Here is a 20,438-nt window from a genome sequence, read left to right as displayed (position 1 = left end):
GGCAGGCGCCGTCTGTAACCCTATGTGAAACCTAGACTACACAATATTCGCTTAATCCAACGGGGCGAAATACGAAAATCCTATCACCCCGCCCAAAACCTTCATTTACTCGGCGCGCCCACGAAAGCCACGCCCCAGCAGGTACTGTTCCCTGGAGCGATCACGAGAAGATGTCGGCTTGCGCATCTGCACTTTCTCGAACATCTGCCGGACACTCTTGTGGAACTCATCGAAACCTTCTCCCTGGAAGATCTTGATCAGGAAATCGCCACCCGGACGCAGCACCCGACCGGCAAGATCCAATGCCAGCTCGCACAGGAACATCGCTCGTGGCATGTCTACGGCTGGTAATCCACTCATATTGGGGGCCATGTCGGAAATCACAAGGTCGACCTCGGAATTTCCTACAGCTTCAAGAATCCGCGCGAATACTTCGTCTTCAGTGAAGTCGCCCTGGATGAAGGTCACATCGGGGATACTGTCCATTTCCAGGATATCGGAAGCGATAAGGCGCCCCTGGCCACCAATCAGACGACTGGTCACCTGCGACCAGCCCCCAGGAGCCGCCCCCAGGTCGATAACACTCATGCCCGGACGGATCAGGCGATCCTTTTCCTGGATTTCCAGCAACTTATAGCTGGCGCGGGAACGGTACCCATCTTTTTGCGCCATTTTGACGAATGGGTCGTTGAAATGTTCTTTCAGCCAGTTATGGCTAGTCTTGGAACGGGCCACGGGCCACCTCAAAAATAAAACGCGTCGTGATTAACTGGGCGGTCCCGGACTCGCTCGGGTAAACTGGCCGCCGCTTTTTTTCAAGATCAGACGCAGGGGTCAGATTATGCCGCTCACTCAAGAGCAGAAGAAACAGTTCAAATCCATTGGCCACCATCTGAAACCAGTATTGACTGTGGCTGATAACGGTTTGACCGAAGGTGTACTAGCCGAACTTGAACGCGCCTTGAGCGATCACGAGCTGATCAAGATCAAGCTCAACATCCTCGAGCGCGAGTCGCGCCAGGAAGCCATTACCGAACTGTGCAAGGCCGGCAAGGCGGACCTGGTGCAATCCATCGGTAAAATGGCGCTGATCTACCGCAAGAACGCCAAGGTAAACAAGCAACTGTCGAACGTCCATCGCTTCAACTGACGTCGGCCCGGGTCAAGGGTGTGCTTGTCGCACCCTGCCACCCCACCCCGGCACCGGTTGCAAGACCAGCAGCAAACCGGAAAATCCCAGGATCAGATAGCTGAACAGCTGCCAGCGCTGAGACTCAGGCAACAGTATGTGCACAGCGAAATACATCGCACATGCATACGTCGCCATCAATAGCAGTTGCCCCCGAATGTCCCGCCACAAGCTCTGCAACCCCTCGGACTGGATCAACACCAACGTCTGAAGGACCAGGCACACCGCTGAAAAACCCACCAGCAGCGCACTGAGCAGCGTCGAGATCTCCTCGATCAACAACGGCGCAAGGCCAATCTGCCCAAGAGCTGGCAGCAGCCCAAGATGCAGTAGCCACAAGCCGCCGACCCACAACATCTGGGTCAGCTGCCAAAGCATGGCGCCCGCATGCAGCGGGCGCCTTCTTTCAGATGTGACGAACTTCGACAATCTCATACTCGATAACGCCACCAGGCGTTGTGACCGCAACCACATCACCCTCTTCCTTGGCGATCAGGGCACGGGCGATTGGCGAAGCAACGGAGATCTTGCCGAGCTTGATATCAGCCTCGTCCTCACCAACGATCTGGTAGGTCACGCTTTCATCGGTCTCGACGTTGGCGATCTCCACCGTGGTGCCAAAGATCACCTTGCCAGTATGAGCGATGGTCGTGACATCGATGACCACCGAGTTCTGCAGGCGGCCTTCGATATCGCGGATCCGCGCCTCGACCATACCCTGCTGCTCGCGCGCAGCATGGTATTCGGCGTTTTCCTTCAGGTCACCCAGCTCGCGGGCGGTGCCGATGTCCTGGCTAAGCTTCGGACGCACGACCTTGGTCAGGTGAGCATGCTCTTCTTCCAGGGCGCGAGCGCCCTGGACGGTCATAGGGTATTTGTTCATGCCTTCAATCCTGCGTGTAGATCCTGCAAGCGACGCACGGTTTTTTCAGGACCGAACTTCAACGCTTCGCAGATAGCTTCGCCAGCAGCGATCGTAGTGGTGCAGTAGATCTTGTGCTGCAAGGCGTTACGACGAATGGAGTAGGAGTCAGCGATCGATTGACGACCTTCAGTGGTGTTGATGATCAGAGTGACTTCGTCGTTCTTGATCATATCGACCACATGCGGACGACCTTCAGTCACCTTGTTCACACGACGCACTTTCAGACCGGCTGCCTCGATCACCTTGGCAGTGCCCGCAGTGGCCACTACTTCGAAGCCCAAGTTGATCAGATCACGAGCCACGCCTGCAACCAGGGGCTTGTCGTCATCCCGTACGCTGATGAACGCAGTACCGCCGGTAGGCAGAACCTCGCTGGCGCCCATCTGGGCCTTGGCGAAGGCTTCGCCGAAGGTATCACCCACACCCATCACTTCGCCGGTGGACTTCATTTCCGGGCCGAGGATCGGGTCGACACCAGGGAACTTGGCAAACGGGAACACCGCTTCCTTGACGCTATAGAAGTTCGGAATGATTTCCTGAGTGAAGCCCAGCTCTTTCAGCGACTTACCAGCCATGACACGGGCCGCGATCATCGCCAGAGAGGTGCCGATGCACTTGGAAACGAACGGCACGGTACGCGAGGCGCGCGGGTTGACCTCGATCACGTAGATCTTGTCGCCCTGCAGTGCCAGTTGCACGTTCATCAGGCCGACCACGCCGAGCTCCAGGGCCATCTTCTTGACCTGTACGCGGACTTCGTCCTGCACTTCCTTGCTCAGCGAGTAAGGTGGCAACGAGCAGGCGGAGTCACCGGAGTGAACACCTGCTTGTTCGATGTGCTGCATGATCGCGCCGATTACCACGTCGGTGCCGTCGCAGACCGCATCCACGTCCATCTCGATGGCGCAGTTGAGGAAGTGGTCGAGCAGCACCGGACTGTCGTTGGACACCTGTACCGCTTCACGCAGGTAGCGCTTGAGCTCGTCCAACTCGTAGACGATCTCCATGGCGCGACCGCCCAGCACGTAGGACGGACGAACCACCAGCGGATAGCCGATGGTACCAGCGGCACGGATGGCCTCGTCTTCGCTGCGCACGGTGGCGTTCGGCGGCTGCAGCAAGTTCAGGCGCTGAACCATCTGCTGGAAGCGCTCGCGATCCTCCGCGCGGTCGATGGCGTCAGGACTGGTGCCGATGATCGGCACGCCGGCCTCTTCCAGGGCACGAGCCAGCTTCAACGGAGTCTGGCCGCCGTAGTGGACGATCACGCCCTTCGGCTTCTCGACCCGCACGACTTCCAGCACGTCTTCCAGGGTCAGTGGCTCGAAGTACAGGCGATCGGAGGTGTCGTAGTCAGTGGAAACGGTTTCCGGGTTGCAGTTGACCATGATGGTCTCGTAACCGTCTTCGCGCAGGGCCAGCGCCGCGTGCACACAGCAGTAGTCGAACTCGATGCCCTGGCCGATACGGTTCGGACCGCCGCCCAGGATCATGATCTTGTCGCGGGTCGACGGATTGGCTTCGCACTCTTCCTCGTAGGTCGAGTAAAGGTATGCAGTGTCGGTGGCGAACTCGGCCGCACAGGTGTCGACACGCTTGTAGACCGGGAACACTTCCAGCTTGTGGCGGTGACGACGCAGGTTCTTGTCGGTGATACCCAGCAACTTGGCCAGCCGCTGGTCCGAGAAGCCCTTGCGCTTGAGGCGCAGCATCAGCGCCTTGTCGATGTTGGCCAGGCCCAGGGTCTTGACCTTCTCTTCTTCCTTGATCAGGTCTTCCATCTGCACCAGGAACCAGTGATCGATACCGGTCAGGGCGTAGATTTCGTCGCAGCTCATACCCGAGCGCAGGGCGTCGGCCACATACCAGATACGCTCAGCACCCGGAACGGTCAGCTCGCGCTTGAGGATGGCGGCAGCCTCGGGGCTGGCCAGGTCGACCTTGGGATCCAGGCCGCAAACACCGACCTCCAGGCCACGCAGGGCTTTCTGCAGCGATTCCTGGAAGGTACGGCCGATGGCCATGACTTCACCCACGGATTTCATCTGCGTGGTCAGGCGGGCATCGGCTTTCGGGAACTTCTCGAAAGCGAAGCGCGGCAGCTTGGTAACCACATAGTCGATCGAAGGCTCGAAAGACGCTGGGGTACGACCACCGGTAATGTCGTTCTGCAACTCGTCGAGGGTGTAGCCGACAGCCAGCTTGGCGGCGATCTTGGCGATCGGGAAGCCGGTAGCCTTGGAAGCCAGGGCCGAGGAACGCGATACCCGCGGGTTCATCTCGATCACAACCATGCGGCCAGTGTTCGGGCAGATACCGAACTGCACGTTGGAACCACCGGTCTCGACGCCGATTTCACGCAGCACCGCCAGCGAGGCGTTGCGCATGATCTGGTATTCCTTGTCGGTCAGGGTCTGGGCCGGAGCGACGGTGATCGAGTCGCCGGTGTGCACACCCATCGGATCGAAGTTCTCGATGGAGCAGACGATGATGCAGTTGTCCTTCTTGTCACGGACCACCTCCATCTCGTATTCCTTCCAGCCGATCAGAGATTCGTCGATCAGCAGCTCCTTGGTTGGCGACAAGTCCAGGCCACGGGCGCAGATTTCTTCGAACTCTTCACGGTTGTAGGCAATGCCACCACCGGTGCCGCCCATGGTGAAGGACGGACGAATGATGCAAGGGAAGCCCAGCTTGTCGAGGACCGCATTGGCCTCCTCCATGCTGTGGGCGATACCGGAGCGCGGGCACTCCAGGCCGATGGCCTTCATCGCCTTGTCAAAACGCGAGCGATCTTCGGCCTTGTCGATGGTATCGGCGTTGGCGCCGATCATTTCCACACCGAATTTCTCCAGGACGCCTTCGCGCTCCAGGTCCAGGGCGCAGTTCAGCGCGGTCTGGCCGCCCATGGTCGGCAGCAGGGCGTCAGGACGCTCCTTCTCGATGATCTTGGCCACCGATTGCCACTTGATCGGCTCGATGTAGGTGGCATCGGCCATGGCCGGGTCGGTCATGATGGTGGCGGGGTTGGAGTTCACCAGGATGACGCGGAAACCTTCTTCGCGCAGGGCCTTGCAGGCCTGGGCGCCGGAATAGTCGAACTCGCAGGCCTGGCCGATCACGATCGGGCCAGCGCCGAGAATCAGGATGCTTTTAATGTCTGTACGTTTTGGCATGGTTGTCACTCAAATCCGCAGGTCAGTCGGCAAGCCGTCTTGAACATTCTCTGAGGCGCCTGAGGGGACTCCACCGGTTCACCGGGGCCGCCCTCGGGCGCGTCTCGCTACACTTTCAAGGCGAGCGCTTAGCGTCGCTTGGCCATCTCGTTGATGAAGCGGTCGAACAGTGGCGCCACATCGTTCGGGCCAGGGCTGGCCTCAGGGTGGCCCTGGAAGCTGAACGCGCTCTTGTCGGTACGCTCGATACCCTGCAGGGTGCCGTCGAACAGCGACTTGTGGATCGCCCGGACGTTATCCGGCAGGGTAGTTTCGTCCACCGCGAAACCGTGGTTCTGGCTGGTGATCATCACCACGCCGGTATCCAGGTCCTGGACCGGGTGGTTGGCACCGTGGTGGCCGTGGCCCATCTTCACGGTCTTGGCACCGGAAGCCAGGGCCAGCAGTTGGTGACCCAGGCAGATACCGAACACCGGGATCTCGGTCTCCAGGACTTCCTTGATCGCCTTGATCGCGTAGTCGCAAGGCTCGGGATCGCCAGGACCGTTGGACAGGAACACGCCATCAGGGTTGAGTGCGAGCACTTCGCTCGCTGGCGTCTGGGCCGGCACCACGGTGACGCGGCAACCGCGCTCTACCAGCATGCGCAGGATGTTCAGCTTGACCCCGTAGTCATAGGCGACCACGTGGTAAGGCAGTTCGGAGGCCTCGATAGTGGCATGGCTGTCGGTCTTCAGGTCCCAGACAGTCGAACGCCATTCGTAGCTCCGCTTGGTGCTGACGACTTTCGCCAGGTCCATGCCCTTCAGGCCCGGGAAGCCACGCGCTGCGGCGATGGCGGCTTCCTCGGAAATGTTGTCGCCCGCCATGATGCAGCCGTCCTGTGCACCTTTCTCACGCAGGATGCGGGTCAGGCGACGGGTATCGATACCGGCGATCGCCACCACGTTGTTGGCTTTCAGGTAATCAGACAGGGACAGGGTGTTACGCCAGTTGCTGGCCACCAGGGGCAGGTCGCGAATGACCAGGCCGGCCGACCAGACGCGATCGGACTCGGCATCTTCCGGCGTGGTGCCGGTATTGCCGATATGAGGGTAGGTCAGGGTAACGATTTGCTGGGCGTAGGAAGGATCGGTAAGGATTTCCTGATAGCCGGTCATTGCGGTGTTAAACACCACCTCACCAACGGTTTGACCGTCGGCTCCAATGGCTTCGCCGCGAAAAATGCTGCCATCAGCAAGGGCGAGTATGGCTGGCTTAGTCAAGAGACCTCCCGTATATAGAGCCTGAAGGGGCGATCGCAGGTTGCAAAAAAGCGGAATGACGTTTGGACACGTCACCCCGCTTCTTCACCGAATTATCTGCGCGCTTTTAGTGGACACACTAAAGCTGTAGCTTACAGAAAAATGCTTTTTCGGTCCACCGTTAATGAGCCTCAAAGGCTGGAGAATGCGACAGGACATCGCTTGGCGGCCTGGAGCGGAGCCGAACTCGAGGCCCGACACCGCTCCGGATACATCTCAACGCAGGTCTAGCACGTCCTGCATGTCGTACAACCCAGGCTCGCGACCATCCAGCCACAAGGCCGCACGCACCGCCCCCTTGGCGAAGGTCATCCGACTGGAGGCCTTGTGGGTGATCTCCAGGCGCTCGCCCTCGGTGGCGAACAGCACGGTGTGATCGCCCACCACGTCACCACCGCGCACTGTCGCAAAGCCGATGGTTTCACGCTCGCGAGCCCCGGTGTGGCCTTCACGCCCATACACCGCGACCTGCTGCAGATCGCGCCCCAGGGCGCTGGCAATCACCTCACCCATGCGCAGGGCAGTGCCCGACGGCGCATCGATCTTGTGCCGGTGATGAGCCTCGATGATCTCGATGTCCGCATCATCGCCCAGCACCCGGGCCGCCATGTCCAGCAGCTTTAGCGACAGGTTCACACCGACGCTGAAGTTGGCCGCGAAGACGATCGGGATTTCCTTGCCCGCCTCCGCCAACAGTTGCTTTTCCTTGGCCCCCAAGCCCGTGGTGCCGATCACCATGGCCTTGCCGGCCTTGCGGCAAAACGCCAGGTTCTTGAGCATCACCTCGGGCAGGGTGAAGTCGATCAGCACATCGAACTCGTCGACCACCTTGTCCAGGCTGTCGGACATCGGTACGCCCAGGCGCCCCAGGGATGCCAACTCACCAGCATCCGCCCCGACCAGCGAACTGCCCGGACGCACGATGGCGGCCGTCAGGCCGGAGAGCGGCGAGCGCAACTGCACGGCCTCGACCAGGGTCTTGCCCATGCGCCCGGCGGCGCCCATCACAGCTATACGTCGCATGCCTTACTCCTTACAGGTCGCCGAAGAAGCGCTTGACGCCCTCGAACCAGCCAGCGGTCTTGGGCGAATGCGAATTATCGCCTTCCAGCGAGCCGCGCAGCTCTTCCAGCAACTCACGCTGACGACGACTCAGGTTGACCGGGGTTTCCACCGCAACCCGGCACATCAGGTCGCCGGCACCGCCACCGCGCACCGGTGCCACGCCCTTGCCACGCACCCGGAATTGCTTGCCGGTCTGGGTGCCCTCGGGGATCTTCAGCTTGACCCGGCCATCCAGAGTCGGAATCTCCAGCTCGCCACCCAAGGCCGCATCGGCAAAACTGATCGGCACTTCACAGAACAGATGTTTGCCATCGCGCTGGAAGATCGCGTGCTCGCGCACATTGATCACCACATACAGGTCGCCGGTGGGACCACCCTGGGTTCCGGCTTCGCCCTCACCCGACAGGCGGATACGGTCGCCGGTATCGACACCAGCCGGCACCTTCACCGACAGGGTCTTGTACTCTTCGACCCGACCTTCGCCGTGGCACGACTCGCACGGATCGGAAATGATCTTGCCCTGGCCATGGCAACGCGGGCAGGTTTGCTGCACAGAGAAGAAGCCCTGCTGCATGCGCACCTGGCCAATACCGCCACAGGTTGGGCAAGTGACCGGCGACGACCCCTTCTTGGCACCCGAACCATCGCACGGCTTGCAGTTGACCAGTGTCGGCACACGGATATTGACCGTGGTACCGCGCACCGCTTCTTCCAGGTTCAGCTCCAGGGTGTAACGCAGGTCGCTGCCACGCTGGGCGCCGCCGCGCGAGCTGCCGCGGCCGCCACCGAAGAAGTCGCTGAACACATCGCCGAAGATATCGGAGAAGTTCTGCCCACCGAAACCGGCACCGCCGCCACCCATGCTCGGATCCACACCGGCATGACCATACTGATCATAGGCTGCGCGCTTACTGGAATCGGACAGCACTTCATAGGCCTCGTTGGCCTCTTTGAACAGATCTTCCGACGCTTTGTCGCCGGGATTACGGTCCGGGTGGTGCTTCATCGCCAGGCGACGATAAGCCTTCTTCAGCTCCGCTTCGCTGGAGCCACGCTCCACACCCAACACTTCGTAATAGTCACGCTTTGCCATAAGTCTTTGCACTCTTAAGGACGTCCGGCAAACCCCTCCTGAGCTCCGCCAAACTCGCTGAGCCCCTCTACAGGCCCGGACCCAACTCACGTCAATTCAACGATCCTGGTCTTGGAAGCCGACCCGGTTGCGGATCGACCATCGCGGTCATCGCAGCTGGAAAGCAGGAGCTTTCGAAGCTGACCGCCAGCACGCAAACCAAGGTTGCATGCCGTTAGAAATTCACTGACTCCAGACACGCCAACGCGGGAGCAAGCTCCCGCGCGGCGACATCCTACCAGTCACCGCCTGAAGGCAGTCAACCGGCCGACCAACAAGCCATTACTTGTTGTCTTTCACTTCTTCGAACTCGGCATCGACCACGTCATCGGCCTTTTCGGCGGACTCGGCGTGCGGGGCCGCGCCTTCAGCAGGCTGGGCCTGTTCGGCGTACATCTTCTGGGCAACCGGAGCCGAAACCTTCGACAGCTCTTCGACCTTGGCTTCGATGGCAGCCTTGTCGTCGCCCTTGACGGCAGCCTCCAGGGCAACCACGGCAGCTTCGATGGCGGTCTTCTCTTCAGCGGTCACCTTGTCACCGGCGTCAGCCACCATCTTGCGAGTCGAGTGCACCAGCGCATCGCCCTGGTTACGGGCAGTCGCCAGCTCTTCGAACTTGCGGTCCTCTTCCGAGTTGGCTTCGGCATCACGGATCATCTGCTGGATTTCTTCATCCGACAGACCCGAGTTGGCCTTGATCACGATCGACTGAGTCTTGCCGGTAGCCTTGTCCTTGGCACCTACGTGCAGGATGCCGTTGGCGTCGATGTCGAAGGTCACTTCAATCTGCGGCACGCCACGTGGAGCCGGTGGAATGTCGGCCAGGTCGAACTTGCCCAGCGACTTGTTCTGCGCGGCTTGCTTGCGCTCGCCCTGCAGCACGTGGATGGTCACGGCGCCCTGGTTGTCGTCGGCAGTCGAGAACACCTGGGACTTCTTGGTCGGAATGGTGGTGTTCTTCTCGATCAGCGCGGTCATCACGCCACCCATGGTTTCGATACCCAGGGTCAGCGGGCTGACGTCCAGCAGCAGTACGTCCTTCACGTCACCGGCCAGTACGGCGCCCTGGATGGCAGCACCCATGGCAACGGCTTCGTCAGGGTTGACGTCCTTGCGAGCTTCCTTGCCGAAGAAATCGGTCACGGCTTTCTGTACCAGCGGCATACGGGTCTGGCCGCCGACCAGGATCACGTCGTTGATCGAGCCAACGTCGATACCGGCGTCTTTCAGGGCGATACGGCATGGCTCGATGGTGCGCTGAACCAGGTCTTCGACCAGCGACTCCAGCTTGGCGCGGGAGATCTTCACGTTCAGGTGCTTAGGACCGGTGGCATCTGCAGTGATGTACGGCAGGTTGACGTCGGTCTGCTGGCTCGAGGACAGCTCGATCTTGGCCTTCTCGGCAGCTTCCTTCAGGCGCTGCATGGCCAGCGGGTCACCCTTGAGGTTCATGCCGCTTTCTTTCTTGAACTCGTCTACCAGGTAGTCGATCAGGCGGATGTCGAAGTCTTCGCCACCCAGGAAGGTGTCGCCGTTGGTAGCCAGCACTTCGAACTGGTGCTCGCCATCGACTTCAGCGATCTCGATCACCGAAACGTCGAAGGTACCGCCACCCAGGTCGTAGACGATCACGGTATGGTCGCCCTTGGCCTTGTCCATGCCGTAGGCCAGAGCCGCCGCGGTTGGTTCGTTGATGATGCGCTTCACGTCCAGACCGGCGATGCGACCGGCATCCTTGGTGGCCTGGCGCTGGCTGTCGTTGAAGTAGGCCGGAACGGTGATCACCGCTTCGGTCACGGACTCGCCGAGGTAGTCTTCGGCGGTCTTCTTCATTTTCTTCAGGATTTCAGCCGAAATCTGTGGTGGAGCCATCTTCTGGCCGTTCACTTCGACCCAGGCGTCGCTGTTGTCGGCCTTGACGATCTTGTAAGGGACCATCTGGATGTCTTTCTGCACCACTTCTTCATCGAAGCGGCGACCGATCAGACGCTTTACCGCGTACAGGGTGTTGTGCGGGTTGGTTACAGCCTGACGCTTGGCCGACTGACCTACCAGGATTTCGCCATCGTTGGCGTACGCAATGATCGATGGAGTGGTACGCGCGCCTTCGGCGTTCTCGATAACTTTTACGTTGCCGTTTTCAAGAATGGAAACGCACGAGTTGGTGGTCCCCAGGTCGATACCAATGATTTTGCCCATGTTAACTCTCCCGAAACTTTGGATTTGGATGCCGCAGCTGTGGTGGCAAACTGCGGTAGCACTTAAACGCTTGACTGATAAATGGGGGCTCTACAGCCGTTTTCAAGCCTTCTCGTTGATCGAAGGCGAAACCGGTGCTGGAGCCTTGCTGACCACGACCATGGCCGGGCGCAACAGGCGACCGTTGAGCTGGTAACCCTTCTGGAACACCTTGAGAACGCTGTTGGGCTCGACGTCGGCGCTTTCCTGCATGGCCATGGCCTGGTGCTGTTCAGCGTTGAAGGGCTCGCCATGGGGGTCGATGGCTTCCAGTTGGTAGCGCTTGAGGGTGTCGTGGAACATCTTGAGGGTCAGCTCGATGCCTTCGCGCATCGGACGAATGCTCTCGTCATCCGGGCTGGACAGCTCCAGGCCGCGCTCCAGGCTATCGATCACCGGCAGCAGGTCGCCGGCAAACTTCTCGAGAGCGAACTTGTGGGCCTTTTCCACGTCCTGCTCGGCACGGCGGCGGACGTTCTGCAGATCGGCAGCGACGCGCAGAGCCTGGTCCTGCGCGGTAGCCAGCTGCTCTTCGAGCACTTGTACGCGAGCTGCAAGGTCTTCACCCGCAACCTCGGGGGCCTGATTGGTATCCGGGTTTTGCGTGTCCAGGGTCTGTTCGTCAGCCATGAAATTCTCCTTTCAATATCGTCCGTGGGTCGAACCCACTCTTCTGCCCAGCTATATGGGGACGCATTTTCCGGGTTCAAGCCCGCCACCATGGCAAAAGTCGGCACGGACCGACAAATCCAGGGCAACCTCATTCCCGAACGCGCTAAAGAGCAACGACAGCCAAGCGAATCGAGCTAAGGGAAGGCATTGTCAGCCAGAAACAAAACACTGTATAAATAACCAGACATCTAGTTTGGGAGCGGCCTTAATGCTGGTGCACCTGTCCGTACATAATTACGCCATCGTCGAACACCTGGACCTGGAGCTGGATCGCGGGATGAGCGTCATCACAGGCGAAACCGGCGCCGGCAAGTCGATCATGCTCGACGCGCTCGGCCTGACCCTGGGTGATCGTGCCGACAGCGGCGTGGTGCGACCGGGCGCGGACAAAGCCGACATCCTCGCCACCTTCGACCTGGGAGACATACCAGAAGCCCGCACCTGGCTGGCCGAGCGCGACCTGGACACCGACGGCCCCTGCATCCTGCGCCGGGTGATCACCGCCGAAGGCCGCTCCCGCGGCTATATCAACGGCACCCCCTGCCCTCTCGGCGACCTCAAGGCCCTGGGCGAGCTGTTGATCGACATCCACAGCCAGCACGAACACCAGTCGCTGCTCAAGACCGATACCCATCGCCGCCTGTTGGATGAATATGCTGGCGCCACCGACCTGGCGCGCCAGGTGCAGCTTGCCGCACAACGCTGGCGCCAGACCCGCCAGGAGCTGGAGCGCCTGTCCAATTCCGGCGACGAACAACGAGCCCGCCACCAACTGCTCAGCTACCAGCTGGAAGAACTCGCAAACCTCGGCCTGGGCGAGAACGAACTCGAGGAACTGGAGCAGGAACACAAGAACCTGACCAACGCCGAAACCCTGCTGGGCATCTGCCGGCAAGTAGTGGAACAGTGCAGCGAAAGCGACTCGGGCAATGTACTCAACGCCCTGACCGTCAGCCTCAACCGCCTGACCAGCATCGGCAGCTCGTCAGGAGCCCTGGCGGAGGCTACCAACCTGCTGGCCAGCGCCCAGATCCAGGTGGAAGAAGCCGTGGGGGAACTGAATCGCTTCGTTGACAACTTCGACGCCGACCCGGCACGCCTGCAGCACCTGGAGGAGCGTCTCGACTCCATCTACACCCTGGCTCGCAAGCATCGCATCCAGCCCTTCGAACTGGCCGCGATGCAACAGACCTTGCTGGACGAGATCGAGACCCTGGACGCCAACGACGAATCCATCGAGCGACTGGGCGACGAACTGCAGTCTTTCGCGCGGCATTATCACGAGAAGGCCCAGGAGTTGAGCCAACTGCGCCAGCAGGCCGCCACCGGCCTGGCCAACGCAGTGGAGCAGGAGATCCAGCGCCTGGGCATGCCCGGCGGGCGCTTCACCATCGAACTACGAGCCAATGCCGGCGACGAACTGCTGCCCCACGGCCTGGAACAGGTCGAGCTGCTGGTCAGCGCCAACCCCGGCCAACCCCTCAAGGGCCTGGCCAAGGTAGCCTCGGGTGGCGAACTGTCACGCATCAGCCTGGCGATCCAGGTCATCACCGCCCAGACATCACGAGTCCCGACCCTGGTATTCGACGAAGTCGACGTGGGTATCGGCGGGCCGACCGCCGAGATCGTCGGCCAGTTGCTGCGGCGCCTGGGCGAGCGTGGGCAGGTACTGACCGTCACCCACTTGCCACAGGTCGCCGCGCAAGGACACCAGCATCTGTTCGTGCACAAGGTGCGCGGCAGCAACGCGACCCATACCGCGGTATCCAAGCTGGGTAAAAACGAAAGAGTCGAGGAAATCGCCCGGATGCTGGGCGGCATCGACCTGACCAAGGAATCCCTGGCTCACGCCAAAAAGATGGTGGTGACCACCAAGGCCTGAGCCCCGGCCCCTTCCTTTATATAAGAGTCTTCATACTAGAAAACACGAAGGCGACCCTAGGGTCGCCTTCGATCGTTTCACGACTATGAAAGTCGCGTAGGAAGCTTATTTCTTCTTGTTGCGCACATACAGCACAAGATTGTGATCCACCAGTTCGAAACCGTGCTTCTCGACAATCGCCTTCTGGAGTTTCTCGATTTCTTCGTCGAAGAATTCGATCACTTCGCCAGACTCCACGTTGACCATATGGTCGTGGTGGCCGCCGTCAGCCAGTTCGAATACAGCATGGCCGCCATCGAAGTTATGACGTACCACCAGTCCGGCGGCTTCGAATTGAGTCAGTACACGGTAGACCGTGGCCAACCCGACATCTTCACCAGCCTCCATCAGCGCCTTGTAGACATCTTCAGCGCTCATGTGCCGCTGCTCGGTGGAATCGAGCATTTGTAGAATCTTGACCCGTGGCAGAGTCACTTTAAGGCCGGCTTTACGTAGTTCGCTATTTTCAACCATGGTCAGCTTTCTCGCCGATGCTGCTTCGCAGCTTCTCTTAATGCGGGTATGATCGGGGTTTACGTTGTCCCAGCCAAGATAGTGGAAGTCGCCCACCGATGCAAAACACCAAGCTCTTGCTAACCAGTTTCACCTTCGTGGGACTGCTCGCACTCGCCGGTTGTTCATTCCCCGGGGTTTACAAAATCGACATCCAGCAGGGCAATGTCGTGACGCAGGACATGATAGACCAGTTGCGCCCTGGAATGACCCGGCGGCAAGTACGGTTTATCATGGGCAACCCTCTGCTGACCGACACGTTCCATGCCAATCGCTGGGATTATCTCTACAGCCTGCAACCTGGTGGTGGCGAACGCCAGCAGGAACGCATCAGCCTGATCTTCAATGAAGGCGATCAACTGGTCAGCCTGGCCGGCGACTTCATGCCAGGCGTGAGCCGCGACGAGGCCCTGCTGGGTAAAGAGAACGGCAACACCGTTACCACTCCAGCCGAAAACGCCGAGAAGCCCAAGGCCGAGAAACCGGCCAAGCCTGGCTCCTTGCTGGACCAGATCCAGAAGGACGTGGATGGTGTCGAAACCGTTCCAGTACCTACGCCAGAGCCACTGGACACCTCGCCGCAATAAATCTGCGGCCACTAAAAAGCCCGGGATTACCCGGGCTTTTTTATTGCCTGTCGCAACCTGCAGCTACCCTTCGAGCTTGCGCGCCTGGGCAGCCTTGGCCGCTCGCATGCGCCGCACTTCCTTGGGATCGGCCAACAGCGGACGGTAGATCTCGATCCGCTCCCCATCCTGGAGCACATGCCGCCCCGGGTCGTTGACCTGCTTGCCGAAGATCCCGACCGGACAGCTTGCCAAGTCCAGCTCGGGAAAATGCTCGCCCAGGACAGAAGCCAGCAGCGCAACACGCAGGGTCGTGCCTTCAGGCACCTGCACCTCGACCAGCAATTGGCGATCTACCGCGGCATGCACCACTTCTATCCGCATCATGGGCTCAGCCATGCAGTTGCTTGGCGCGCTGGCAGAAGGCATCCACCAGGGTATTCGCCGCCTGGTTGAACAACGGCCCCAGGGTGGCGCGAACCAGCGGCCCGGCGTAGTCGAACGATAGGTCGAGGCTGATCTTGCAGGCCTTTTCCCCCAGCGGCTTGAATATCCACAGGCCGTGCAGCTGGTTGAACGGCCCCTCCTCCAGATTCATCTCGATCGACTGACCCGGCACCAAGGTGTTGCGAGTGACGAAGTGCTGGCTCAGCCCCCCCTTGGCCACCTCCAGGCTGGCACGCATCTGTTCGGCGCTGCTCTCCAGCACCGTGGACGAAGAACACCAAGGGAGGAACTCCGGATACCGGGCCACATCGTTGACCAGGTCATACAGAAACTGCGCCGGATAGGGCAAAAGGGCCGAGCGTTGAATATGGGTCGTCATGTGAGCTTCATTTCCACAACTGGGCGGCAAACACCACAAGAATGCCGACGGGCGCCACATAGCGCATCAAAAACAAGGCCAGGGCGAACAACAAGGGGCTACGCAGCGACAGCTCATCACGCACCGCCTCACGGCCCATCACCCAACCTGCAAATACCACGAAGCACAAACCGCCTAGAGGCAACATGATCCGCGAGGTGAAGAAGTCGATCACGCCGAAGAAGTCCAGGCCGCCAGCCGCCCCCCATTGGTAGAGGTGGAAAGCGCCGCCTTCGTTCACGAAAAACTTGGCCTGCTGCCAGATGTTGAAGGAAAACACCGTTCCCAACCCCACGAACCAGCAGCTGAACGCCAGCCAGAATGTCACCCAGGCGCGGCGGATTTTAGTCCTCTCGACAAGATAAGCCACCATCGGCTCCAGCAGAGAGATGGCCGAACTCCATGCGGCGATGGCCACCAGGATGAAAAACACTACGCCCATGAGCTGGCCGAACGCCACATTTCCGAAGGCGAACGGCAGGCTGATGAACATCAGTCCCGGCCCCTCACTGGGGTTCAGGCCCGCCGCGAAGACGATGGGGAACAGCGCCATCCCGGCCAACAGCGAGACAAAGGTGTCCAGCAGCGCCACGCCCACCACCGTTCCGGCCAGGGACGAATGCTTGGGCATGTAGGCGCCGTAGATCATGATCGACCCAACCCCCACGCTCAGGGAGAAGAAGGCATGGCCCATGGCCGGCAACAGGCCATCCAGCAGGCGCTCCAGGCTGAAGTCGAACATGAAGTGCAGGCCCTGCATGAAGTGCCCAGTAGTCATGCTGTAGCCCAGCAGCACCAGCAACATGACGAACAGCAGCGGCATCATGACCCGCAGACTACGCTCGAGCCCGGCGACCACACCCTTGGCGATCACCAGCGCCGACAGCGCCATGAACAGGGTGTGCCAGAGGGTCAGGCGCCAAGGATCGGCGGTCACCGAAGCGAAGTAGGCGCTGACCTGCTCGGCCGTGACGCCGCTGAAATCACCGCGCCCCATGTCGATGATGTAGTCCAGCGACCAACCACCGACCACGCTATAGAAGGAAAGGATCAGCAACGCCGTGATCATTCCGGCGAAGGCACCCCAGGACCACTTGGCCGAATGCCCGGCCTCTTGGGCCAGGACTTTCAAGGCGTTGGCCGGACTCTGCCGAGCCCGGCGCCCGATCAGGGTTTCGGCCAGCATCACCGGCAAGCCGATCAGGGCGATACACGCCAGGAACACCAGGACAAAAGCACCGCCACCATAGACGCCAACCATATAGGGGAATTTCCAGATGCTCCCCAGGCCTACGGCCGAACCAGTTGCTGCGAGTATAAAGACCCAGCGGCTTGCCCAGCCGCCGTGGACAGAGACCCTGTCTGTCGACATCGTTAACGCGCCCAACCGAAAAAAAGAGCGCGCATTGTCCGGGATTCAATCAACCTGCTCAAGCACGCTGCATCACCGTAGCGGGCGACCGCGCAACTCCCTATAATGCCGCCCCTATGGCTAAACAGAAGAAACACCCAACAGGGACCATCGCGCAAAACAAAAAGGCGCGTCACGATTACTTCATCGAACATCGTTTCGAGGCTGGACTGGTCCTGGCCGGCTGGGAAGTAAAGAGCCTGCGGGCGGGCAAGGCACAACTGGTAGACAGTTACGTGCTGCTCAAGGATGGCGAGGCCTGGCTGTTCGGCAGCCATTTCACCCCGCTGACCACCGCCAGCACCCACGTCATCGCCGACCCGACGCGCACGCGCAAGCTGCTGCTCAACCAGCGCGAGCTGGAAAAGCTGTTCGCCGCGGTGCAGCAGAAGGGTTATGCCTGCGTCTGCCTTTCGCTCTACTGGAGCAAGCACCTGGTCAAGTGCGAGATCGCACTGGGCAAGGGCAAGAAGGAATATGACAAGCGGCACACCGAGCGCGAGCGCGATTCCGACCGGGAATTGCAGCGCGCCGTGCGGACCAAGGGCAAGGAAGACTGACCGTCCTACCCTGAAGTCGTCATCGCCGGTACTGCGGTTTCTGCACCATCGATGCAGGAACCGCAGTACCGGCGATTTGCATCAGATGCCCTTGCGCCGCTCGGCCCGGGCCACCCGCTGTACTTCCTGCCGCACCTCCTCGAGCACCTCCTGCACATAGAGAATGTGCCGACTGGAGACTTCGCGCGCGTCCTCCGCACGCCCTTCGATAATCGCCAGGTACAGGTCACGGTGCTGGCTGATCAGCATCTCGCGGGTTTCCGTGCGCTGCTTGTACATGCCGCCGATATTGGTCACCACGTTGCGCTTGAGCAGATCGAACAGCCCGCGAATGGTGTGCAACAGCACAGCGTTATGGCTAGCCTCGGCAATCGCCAGATGGAACCGGGCATCCGCCGCACCCTCCTCGCTGCGACTGTCGTCATTGGCATGGGCGTAGCAATCCTGCAACTCTTCGAAGGCCTGGGTCAGGCGCTCGCGATCCACCGGGGTCGCCCGCAGCGCCGCGTAGTAGGCGCAGGACGCTTCGAGGGTATGGCGGAACTCCAATAGATCACGCTGGGCCTCGGGATTGTTTTCCAGAAGATGCAGCAGTGGATCGCTGAAGGTCGAGCCCAGGGCTTCCACCACATAATTGCCGCCGCCCTGGCGGCTCATCAGCAACCCCTTGGCGGTCAACTTCTGGATCGCTTCACGCAGCGATGGACGTGAAACCCCGAACTGCTCGGCCAGGGCGCGCTCGGCCGGCAAGCGTTCACCCGCCTTCAAGGTACCTTCGAGAATCATCGCTTCCAGGCGCTCGACTATGTCGTCGGACAAACGGCGCTGGCGTATCTGGTCAAACCCCATCACTCACTCCCCAGCCTCCGACCCATCGTCGGGGGGCTCTATTCTGGCCTATTCACGCCGCGCCAACACCTGGCAGAAGGCAGACATTTCCAGCGATCAGATGCGCTCCCGCGCCCGCTTTCGACAAAAGTTCTAGGGCGGCAAATTGACACACCGAGCATCGGGCTTTTACCCTAGCCAACAGCGATTGTAAATTGGTCTTACCAATTAACCAAGTCGCTAGTAGTGCCTGACCAACAACAATTAGGGGCCACCCCACTATGCAAACCTGGCAACAGCTCTATAGCCCGCTCGGCAGCCTCGGCCTGTCCGCTCTCGCCGCTGTCATCCCGATCGTGTTCTTCTTCCTGGCTCTGGCCGTGTTCCGCCTCAAGGGACATGTCGCTGGGAGCATCACTCTGGCCTTGTCGATCCTGGTGGCGATCTTCGCCTTCCAGATGCCCGCCGACATGGCCCTGGCTGCCGCTGGCTATGGATTTGCCTACGGTCTTTGGCCCATCGCCTGGATCATCGTCGCCGCCGTATTCCTCTACAAGCTGACCGTGAAGAGCGGCCAGTTCGAGATCATCCGCAGCTCGGTGCTGTCGATCACCGACGACCAGCGCCTGCAGGTACTGCTGATCGGCTTCTGCTTCGGCGCCTTCCTCGAAGGTGCCGCAGGCTTCGGCGCGCCAGTGGCGATCACCGCCGCCCTGCTGGTGGGCCTGGGCTTCAACCCGCTGTACGCCGCGGGCCTGTGCCTGATCGCCAACACCGCGCCAGTGGCCTTCGGCGCCCTGGGCATCCCGATCATCGTCGCCGGCCAGGTGACCGGTATCGACGCCTTCAAGATCGGCGCCATGACCGGCCGCCAATTGCCCCTGCTGTCGCTGTTCGTGCCGTTCTGGCTGGTGTTCATGATGGATGGCCTGCGCGGCGTCAGGGAGACCTGGCCAGCGGCACTGGTGGCCGGCCTGAGCTTCGCCGTGACCCAATACTTCACCTCGAACTTCATCGGTCCGGAGCTGCCGGACATCACCTCGGCCCTGGCCAGCCTGGTCGCCCTGACGCTGTTCCTGAAGGTCTGGCAACCCAAGCGCAGCGCCGGCGCGCGCATTCCCGGGGTCAGCGCCGACATCGCCATCACCGCCAGCGCCGGCGGCTTCGGCCAGCCACGCAGCACCCTGGCCTCGCCCTACAGCCTGGGCCAGATCTTCAAGGCCTGGTCGCCATTCCTGATCCTCACCGTGCTGGTCACCATCTGGACCCTCAAGCCATTCAAGGCGATGTTCGCCACCGGTGGCGCGATGTACGCCTGGGTGTTCAACTTCGCCATCCCGCACCTGGATCAGCTGGTGATCAAGGTGGCGCCGATCGTCACCACGCCCACAGCCATTCCTGCGGTGTTCAAGTTCGACCCGATCTCGGCCACCGGCACCGCGATCTTCTTCTCGGCACTGCTGTCCATGCTGGTACTGAAGATCGACTTCAAAACTGGTCTGACCACTTTAAAGGAAACCTTCTACGAGCTGCGCTGGCCGATCCTGTCCATCGGCATGGTGCTGGCCTTCGCCTTCGTCACCAACTACTCGGGCATGTCTTCGACCATGGCCCTGGTCCTGGCGGCCACCGGCGCGGCCTTCCCGTTCTTCTCGCCGTTCCTGGGCTGGCTGGGGGTGTTCCTCACCGGTTCCGATACTTCGTCCAACGCCCTGTTCAGTTCGCTGCAGGCCACCACCGCGCATCAACTGGGGGTCAATGACACCCTGCTGGTGGCGGCCAACACCAGCGGCGGCGTGACCGGCAAGATGATCTCGCCGCAGTCGATCGCCGTGGCCTGCGCCGCCACCGGCCTGGTGGGCAAGGAGTCCGATCTGTTCCGCTTCACCCTCAAGCACAGCCTGTTCTTTGCCACTATCGTCGGTCTGATCACCCTGGCCCAGGCCTACTGGTTCACCGGCATGCTGGTGCACTAGGCAATACTGATGGCGCCGCAAGGAATCGCGGCGCCAGTCATTCACTACCCGGTCTGCAAGGCTGCTGAAAGCTTGCTGGTTTATCTTTCAGCCGCCG

General features: G+C 60.6%; 19 protein-coding genes. 5 read left to right on the top strand and 14 right to left on the bottom strand.

Translation table 11 applies throughout. The features are described 5' to 3' along the window. Nucleotides 1–105: 105 nt before the first annotated feature. Nucleotides 106–735 carry a 23S rRNA (uridine(2552)-2'-O)-methyltransferase RlmE gene (gene rlmE / locus C4K40_RS04190; RefSeq protein ID WP_031320836.1) on the bottom strand — a complete coding sequence of 210 codons (630 nt, stop codon included), beginning with the start codon at nucleotides 733–735 and terminating at the stop codon, nucleotides 106–108. 106 nt (nucleotides 736–841) lie between these two features. Between rlmE and C4K40_RS04185 the strand changes: the two genes are divergently transcribed. After that, nucleotides 842–1,150 carry a YhbY family RNA-binding protein gene (locus C4K40_RS04185; protein WP_022642160.1) on the top strand — a complete coding sequence of 103 codons (309 nt, stop codon included), beginning with the start codon at nucleotides 842–844 and terminating at the stop codon, nucleotides 1,148–1,150. Nucleotides 1,151–1,162: 12 nt separating this feature from the next. On the opposite strand, the gene C4K40_RS04180 is transcribed toward C4K40_RS04185, so the two are convergent. The 8 genes from C4K40_RS04180 to grpE all read right to left on the bottom strand — a co-directional run bounded on the left by C4K40_RS04180 (nucleotide 1,163) and on the right by grpE (nucleotide 11,659). Further along, a complete protein-coding gene (locus C4K40_RS04180; RefSeq protein ID WP_053136928.1) occupies nucleotides 1,163–1,567 on the bottom strand; it encodes a hypothetical protein in 405 nt (134 codons plus the stop codon). Between the two features lie 28 nt (nucleotides 1,568–1,595). Then, entirely contained in the window at nucleotides 1,596–2,072 is a 477-nt protein-coding gene (gene greA, locus C4K40_RS04175) for a transcription elongation factor GreA (protein WP_053136925.1), read from the bottom strand. Beyond that, on the bottom strand, nucleotides 2,069–5,290 hold the full coding sequence (carB, locus tag C4K40_RS04170) for a carbamoyl-phosphate synthase large subunit (protein ID WP_053136922.1): 3,222 nt from the start codon (nucleotides 5,288–5,290) through the stop codon (nucleotides 2,069–2,071). Before carB ends, greA begins: the two co-directional genes overlap by 4 nt. A 128-nt stretch (nucleotides 5,291–5,418) precedes the next feature. Further along, complete coding sequence (gene carA, locus C4K40_RS04165) at nucleotides 5,419–6,555, bottom strand: glutamine-hydrolyzing carbamoyl-phosphate synthase small subunit (protein WP_053136919.1); 1,137 nt, start codon at nucleotides 6,553–6,555, stop codon at nucleotides 5,419–5,421. A gap of 255 nt (nucleotides 6,556–6,810) precedes the next feature. Next, the gene (gene dapB / locus C4K40_RS04160; RefSeq protein ID WP_031320828.1) at nucleotides 6,811–7,617 is read right to left on the bottom strand and encodes a 4-hydroxy-tetrahydrodipicolinate reductase; all 807 of its coding nucleotides are present in this window, start codon (nucleotides 7,615–7,617) and stop codon (nucleotides 6,811–6,813) included. Nucleotides 7,618–7,627: 10 nt separating this feature from the next. Continuing rightward, nucleotides 7,628–8,752: a molecular chaperone DnaJ gene (gene dnaJ, locus C4K40_RS04155; protein ID WP_022642154.1), complete on the bottom strand. Its 1,125-nt coding sequence runs from the start codon at nucleotides 8,750–8,752 to the stop codon at nucleotides 7,628–7,630. 321 nt (nucleotides 8,753–9,073) lie between these two features. After that, a complete protein-coding gene (dnaK, locus tag C4K40_RS04150) occupies nucleotides 9,074–10,990 on the bottom strand; it encodes a molecular chaperone DnaK (protein ID WP_022642153.1) in 1,917 nt (638 codons plus the stop codon). A gap of 102 nt (nucleotides 10,991–11,092) precedes the next feature. Next, nucleotides 11,093–11,659, bottom strand: a complete 567-nt coding sequence (gene grpE / locus C4K40_RS04145) for a nucleotide exchange factor GrpE (RefSeq protein WP_022642152.1) — start codon at nucleotides 11,657–11,659, stop codon at nucleotides 11,093–11,095. Nucleotides 11,660–11,909: 250 nt separating this feature from the next. On the opposite strand from grpE, the gene recN reads away from it, so the two are divergent. Beyond that, on the top strand, nucleotides 11,910–13,583 hold the full coding sequence (recN, locus tag C4K40_RS04140) for a DNA repair protein RecN (RefSeq protein ID WP_022642151.1): 1,674 nt from the start codon (nucleotides 11,910–11,912) through the stop codon (nucleotides 13,581–13,583). 105 nt (nucleotides 13,584–13,688) lie between these two features. Here recN and fur read toward each other — a convergent pair whose 3' ends face one another. Continuing rightward, nucleotides 13,689–14,096, bottom strand: coding sequence for a ferric iron uptake transcriptional regulator (fur, locus tag C4K40_RS04135; protein WP_031320826.1), 408 nt, complete (start codon nucleotides 14,094–14,096; stop codon nucleotides 13,689–13,691). Nucleotides 14,097–14,194: 98 nt separating this feature from the next. Between fur and C4K40_RS04130 the strand changes: the two genes are divergently transcribed. Next, on the top strand, nucleotides 14,195–14,722 hold the full coding sequence (locus C4K40_RS04130; protein ID WP_022642149.1) for an outer membrane protein assembly factor BamE: 528 nt from the start codon (nucleotides 14,195–14,197) through the stop codon (nucleotides 14,720–14,722). A 63-nt stretch (nucleotides 14,723–14,785) separates the two neighbouring features. Here C4K40_RS04130 and C4K40_RS04125 read toward each other — a convergent pair whose 3' ends face one another. From C4K40_RS04125 to C4K40_RS04115, 3 genes are read right to left on the bottom strand one after another with little or no spacing between them, the layout of a single operon-like run. Next, the gene (locus C4K40_RS04125; protein ID WP_053136916.1) at nucleotides 14,786–15,100 is read right to left on the bottom strand and encodes an RnfH family protein; all 315 of its coding nucleotides are present in this window, start codon (nucleotides 15,098–15,100) and stop codon (nucleotides 14,786–14,788) included. Continuing rightward, nucleotides 15,093–15,527, bottom strand: coding sequence for a type II toxin-antitoxin system RatA family toxin (locus C4K40_RS04120; RefSeq protein ID WP_022642147.1), 435 nt, complete (start codon nucleotides 15,525–15,527; stop codon nucleotides 15,093–15,095). Before C4K40_RS04120 ends, C4K40_RS04125 begins: the two co-directional genes overlap by 8 nt. 7 nt (nucleotides 15,528–15,534) lie before the next feature. Further along, complete coding sequence (locus C4K40_RS04115; RefSeq protein WP_053136913.1) at nucleotides 15,535–16,938, bottom strand: sodium-dependent transporter; 1,404 nt, start codon at nucleotides 16,936–16,938, stop codon at nucleotides 15,535–15,537. 116 nt (nucleotides 16,939–17,054) lie between these two features. On the opposite strand from C4K40_RS04115, the gene smpB reads away from it, so the two are divergent. Beyond that, nucleotides 17,055–17,537 carry an SsrA-binding protein SmpB gene (smpB, locus tag C4K40_RS04110; RefSeq protein WP_022642145.1) on the top strand — a complete coding sequence of 161 codons (483 nt, stop codon included), beginning with the start codon at nucleotides 17,055–17,057 and terminating at the stop codon, nucleotides 17,535–17,537. Between the two features lie 81 nt (nucleotides 17,538–17,618). Here smpB and C4K40_RS04105 read toward each other — a convergent pair whose 3' ends face one another. Then, nucleotides 17,619–18,386: a GntR family transcriptional regulator gene (locus C4K40_RS04105; protein WP_022642144.1), complete on the bottom strand. Its 768-nt coding sequence runs from the start codon at nucleotides 18,384–18,386 to the stop codon at nucleotides 17,619–17,621. Between the two features lie 260 nt (nucleotides 18,387–18,646). Between C4K40_RS04105 and C4K40_RS04100 the strand changes: the two genes are divergently transcribed. After that, the gene (locus C4K40_RS04100; RefSeq protein ID WP_053136911.1) at nucleotides 18,647–20,341 is read left to right on the top strand and encodes a lactate permease LctP family transporter; all 1,695 of its coding nucleotides are present in this window, start codon (nucleotides 18,647–18,649) and stop codon (nucleotides 20,339–20,341) included. The last annotated feature ends 97 nt before the right edge of the window (nucleotides 20,342–20,438 follow it).

It is taken from the genome of Pseudomonas sp. CMR5c (genome assembly GCF_003850545.1).
Classification (GTDB): domain Bacteria; phylum Pseudomonadota; class Gammaproteobacteria; order Pseudomonadales; family Pseudomonadaceae; genus Aquipseudomonas; species Aquipseudomonas piscis.
This window is presented reverse-complemented; position numbering and strand designations above follow the sequence as displayed.

Coding starts and splice junctions, on each gene's coding strand:
- C4K40_RS04185 (WP_022642160.1), top strand. CDS start 842: ATGCCGCTCACTCAAGAGCAGAAGAAACAGTTCAAATCCATTGGCCAC.
- C4K40_RS04180 (WP_053136928.1), bottom strand. CDS start 1,567: ATGCTTTGGCAGCTGACCCAGATGTTGTGGGTCGGCGGCTTGTGGCTA.
- greA (WP_053136925.1), bottom strand. CDS start 2,072: ATGAACAAATACCCTATGACCGTCCAGGGCGCTCGCGCCCTGGAAGAA.
- carB (WP_053136922.1), bottom strand. CDS start 5,290: ATGCCAAAACGTACAGACATTAAAAGCATCCTGATTCTCGGCGCTGGC.
- dapB (WP_031320828.1), bottom strand. CDS start 7,617: ATGCGACGTATAGCTGTGATGGGCGCCGCCGGGCGCATGGGCAAGACC.
- dnaJ (WP_022642154.1), bottom strand. CDS start 8,752: ATGGCAAAGCGTGACTATTACGAAGTGTTGGGTGTGGAGCGTGGCTCC.
- dnaK (WP_022642153.1), bottom strand. CDS start 10,990: ATGGGCAAAATCATTGGTATCGACCTGGGGACCACCAACTCGTGCGTT.
- grpE (WP_022642152.1), bottom strand. CDS start 11,659: ATGGCTGACGAACAGACCCTGGACACGCAAAACCCGGATACCAATCAG.
- recN (WP_022642151.1), top strand. CDS start 11,910: ATGCTGGTGCACCTGTCCGTACATAATTACGCCATCGTCGAACACCTG.
- fur (WP_031320826.1), bottom strand. CDS start 14,096: ATGGTTGAAAATAGCGAACTACGTAAAGCCGGCCTTAAAGTGACTCTG.
- C4K40_RS04130 (WP_022642149.1), top strand. CDS start 14,195: ATGCAAAACACCAAGCTCTTGCTAACCAGTTTCACCTTCGTGGGACTG.
- C4K40_RS04125 (WP_053136916.1), bottom strand. CDS start 15,100: ATGGCTGAGCCCATGATGCGGATAGAAGTGGTGCATGCCGCGGTAGAT.
- C4K40_RS04120 (WP_022642147.1), bottom strand. CDS start 15,527: ATGACGACCCATATTCAACGCTCGGCCCTTTTGCCCTATCCGGCGCAG.
- C4K40_RS04115 (WP_053136913.1), bottom strand. CDS start 16,938: ATGTCGACAGACAGGGTCTCTGTCCACGGCGGCTGGGCAAGCCGCTGG.
- smpB (WP_022642145.1), top strand. CDS start 17,055: ATGGCTAAACAGAAGAAACACCCAACAGGGACCATCGCGCAAAACAAA.
- C4K40_RS04105 (WP_022642144.1), bottom strand. CDS start 18,386: ATGGGGTTTGACCAGATACGCCAGCGCCGTTTGTCCGACGACATAGTC.
- C4K40_RS04100 (WP_053136911.1), top strand. CDS start 18,647: ATGCAAACCTGGCAACAGCTCTATAGCCCGCTCGGCAGCCTCGGCCTG.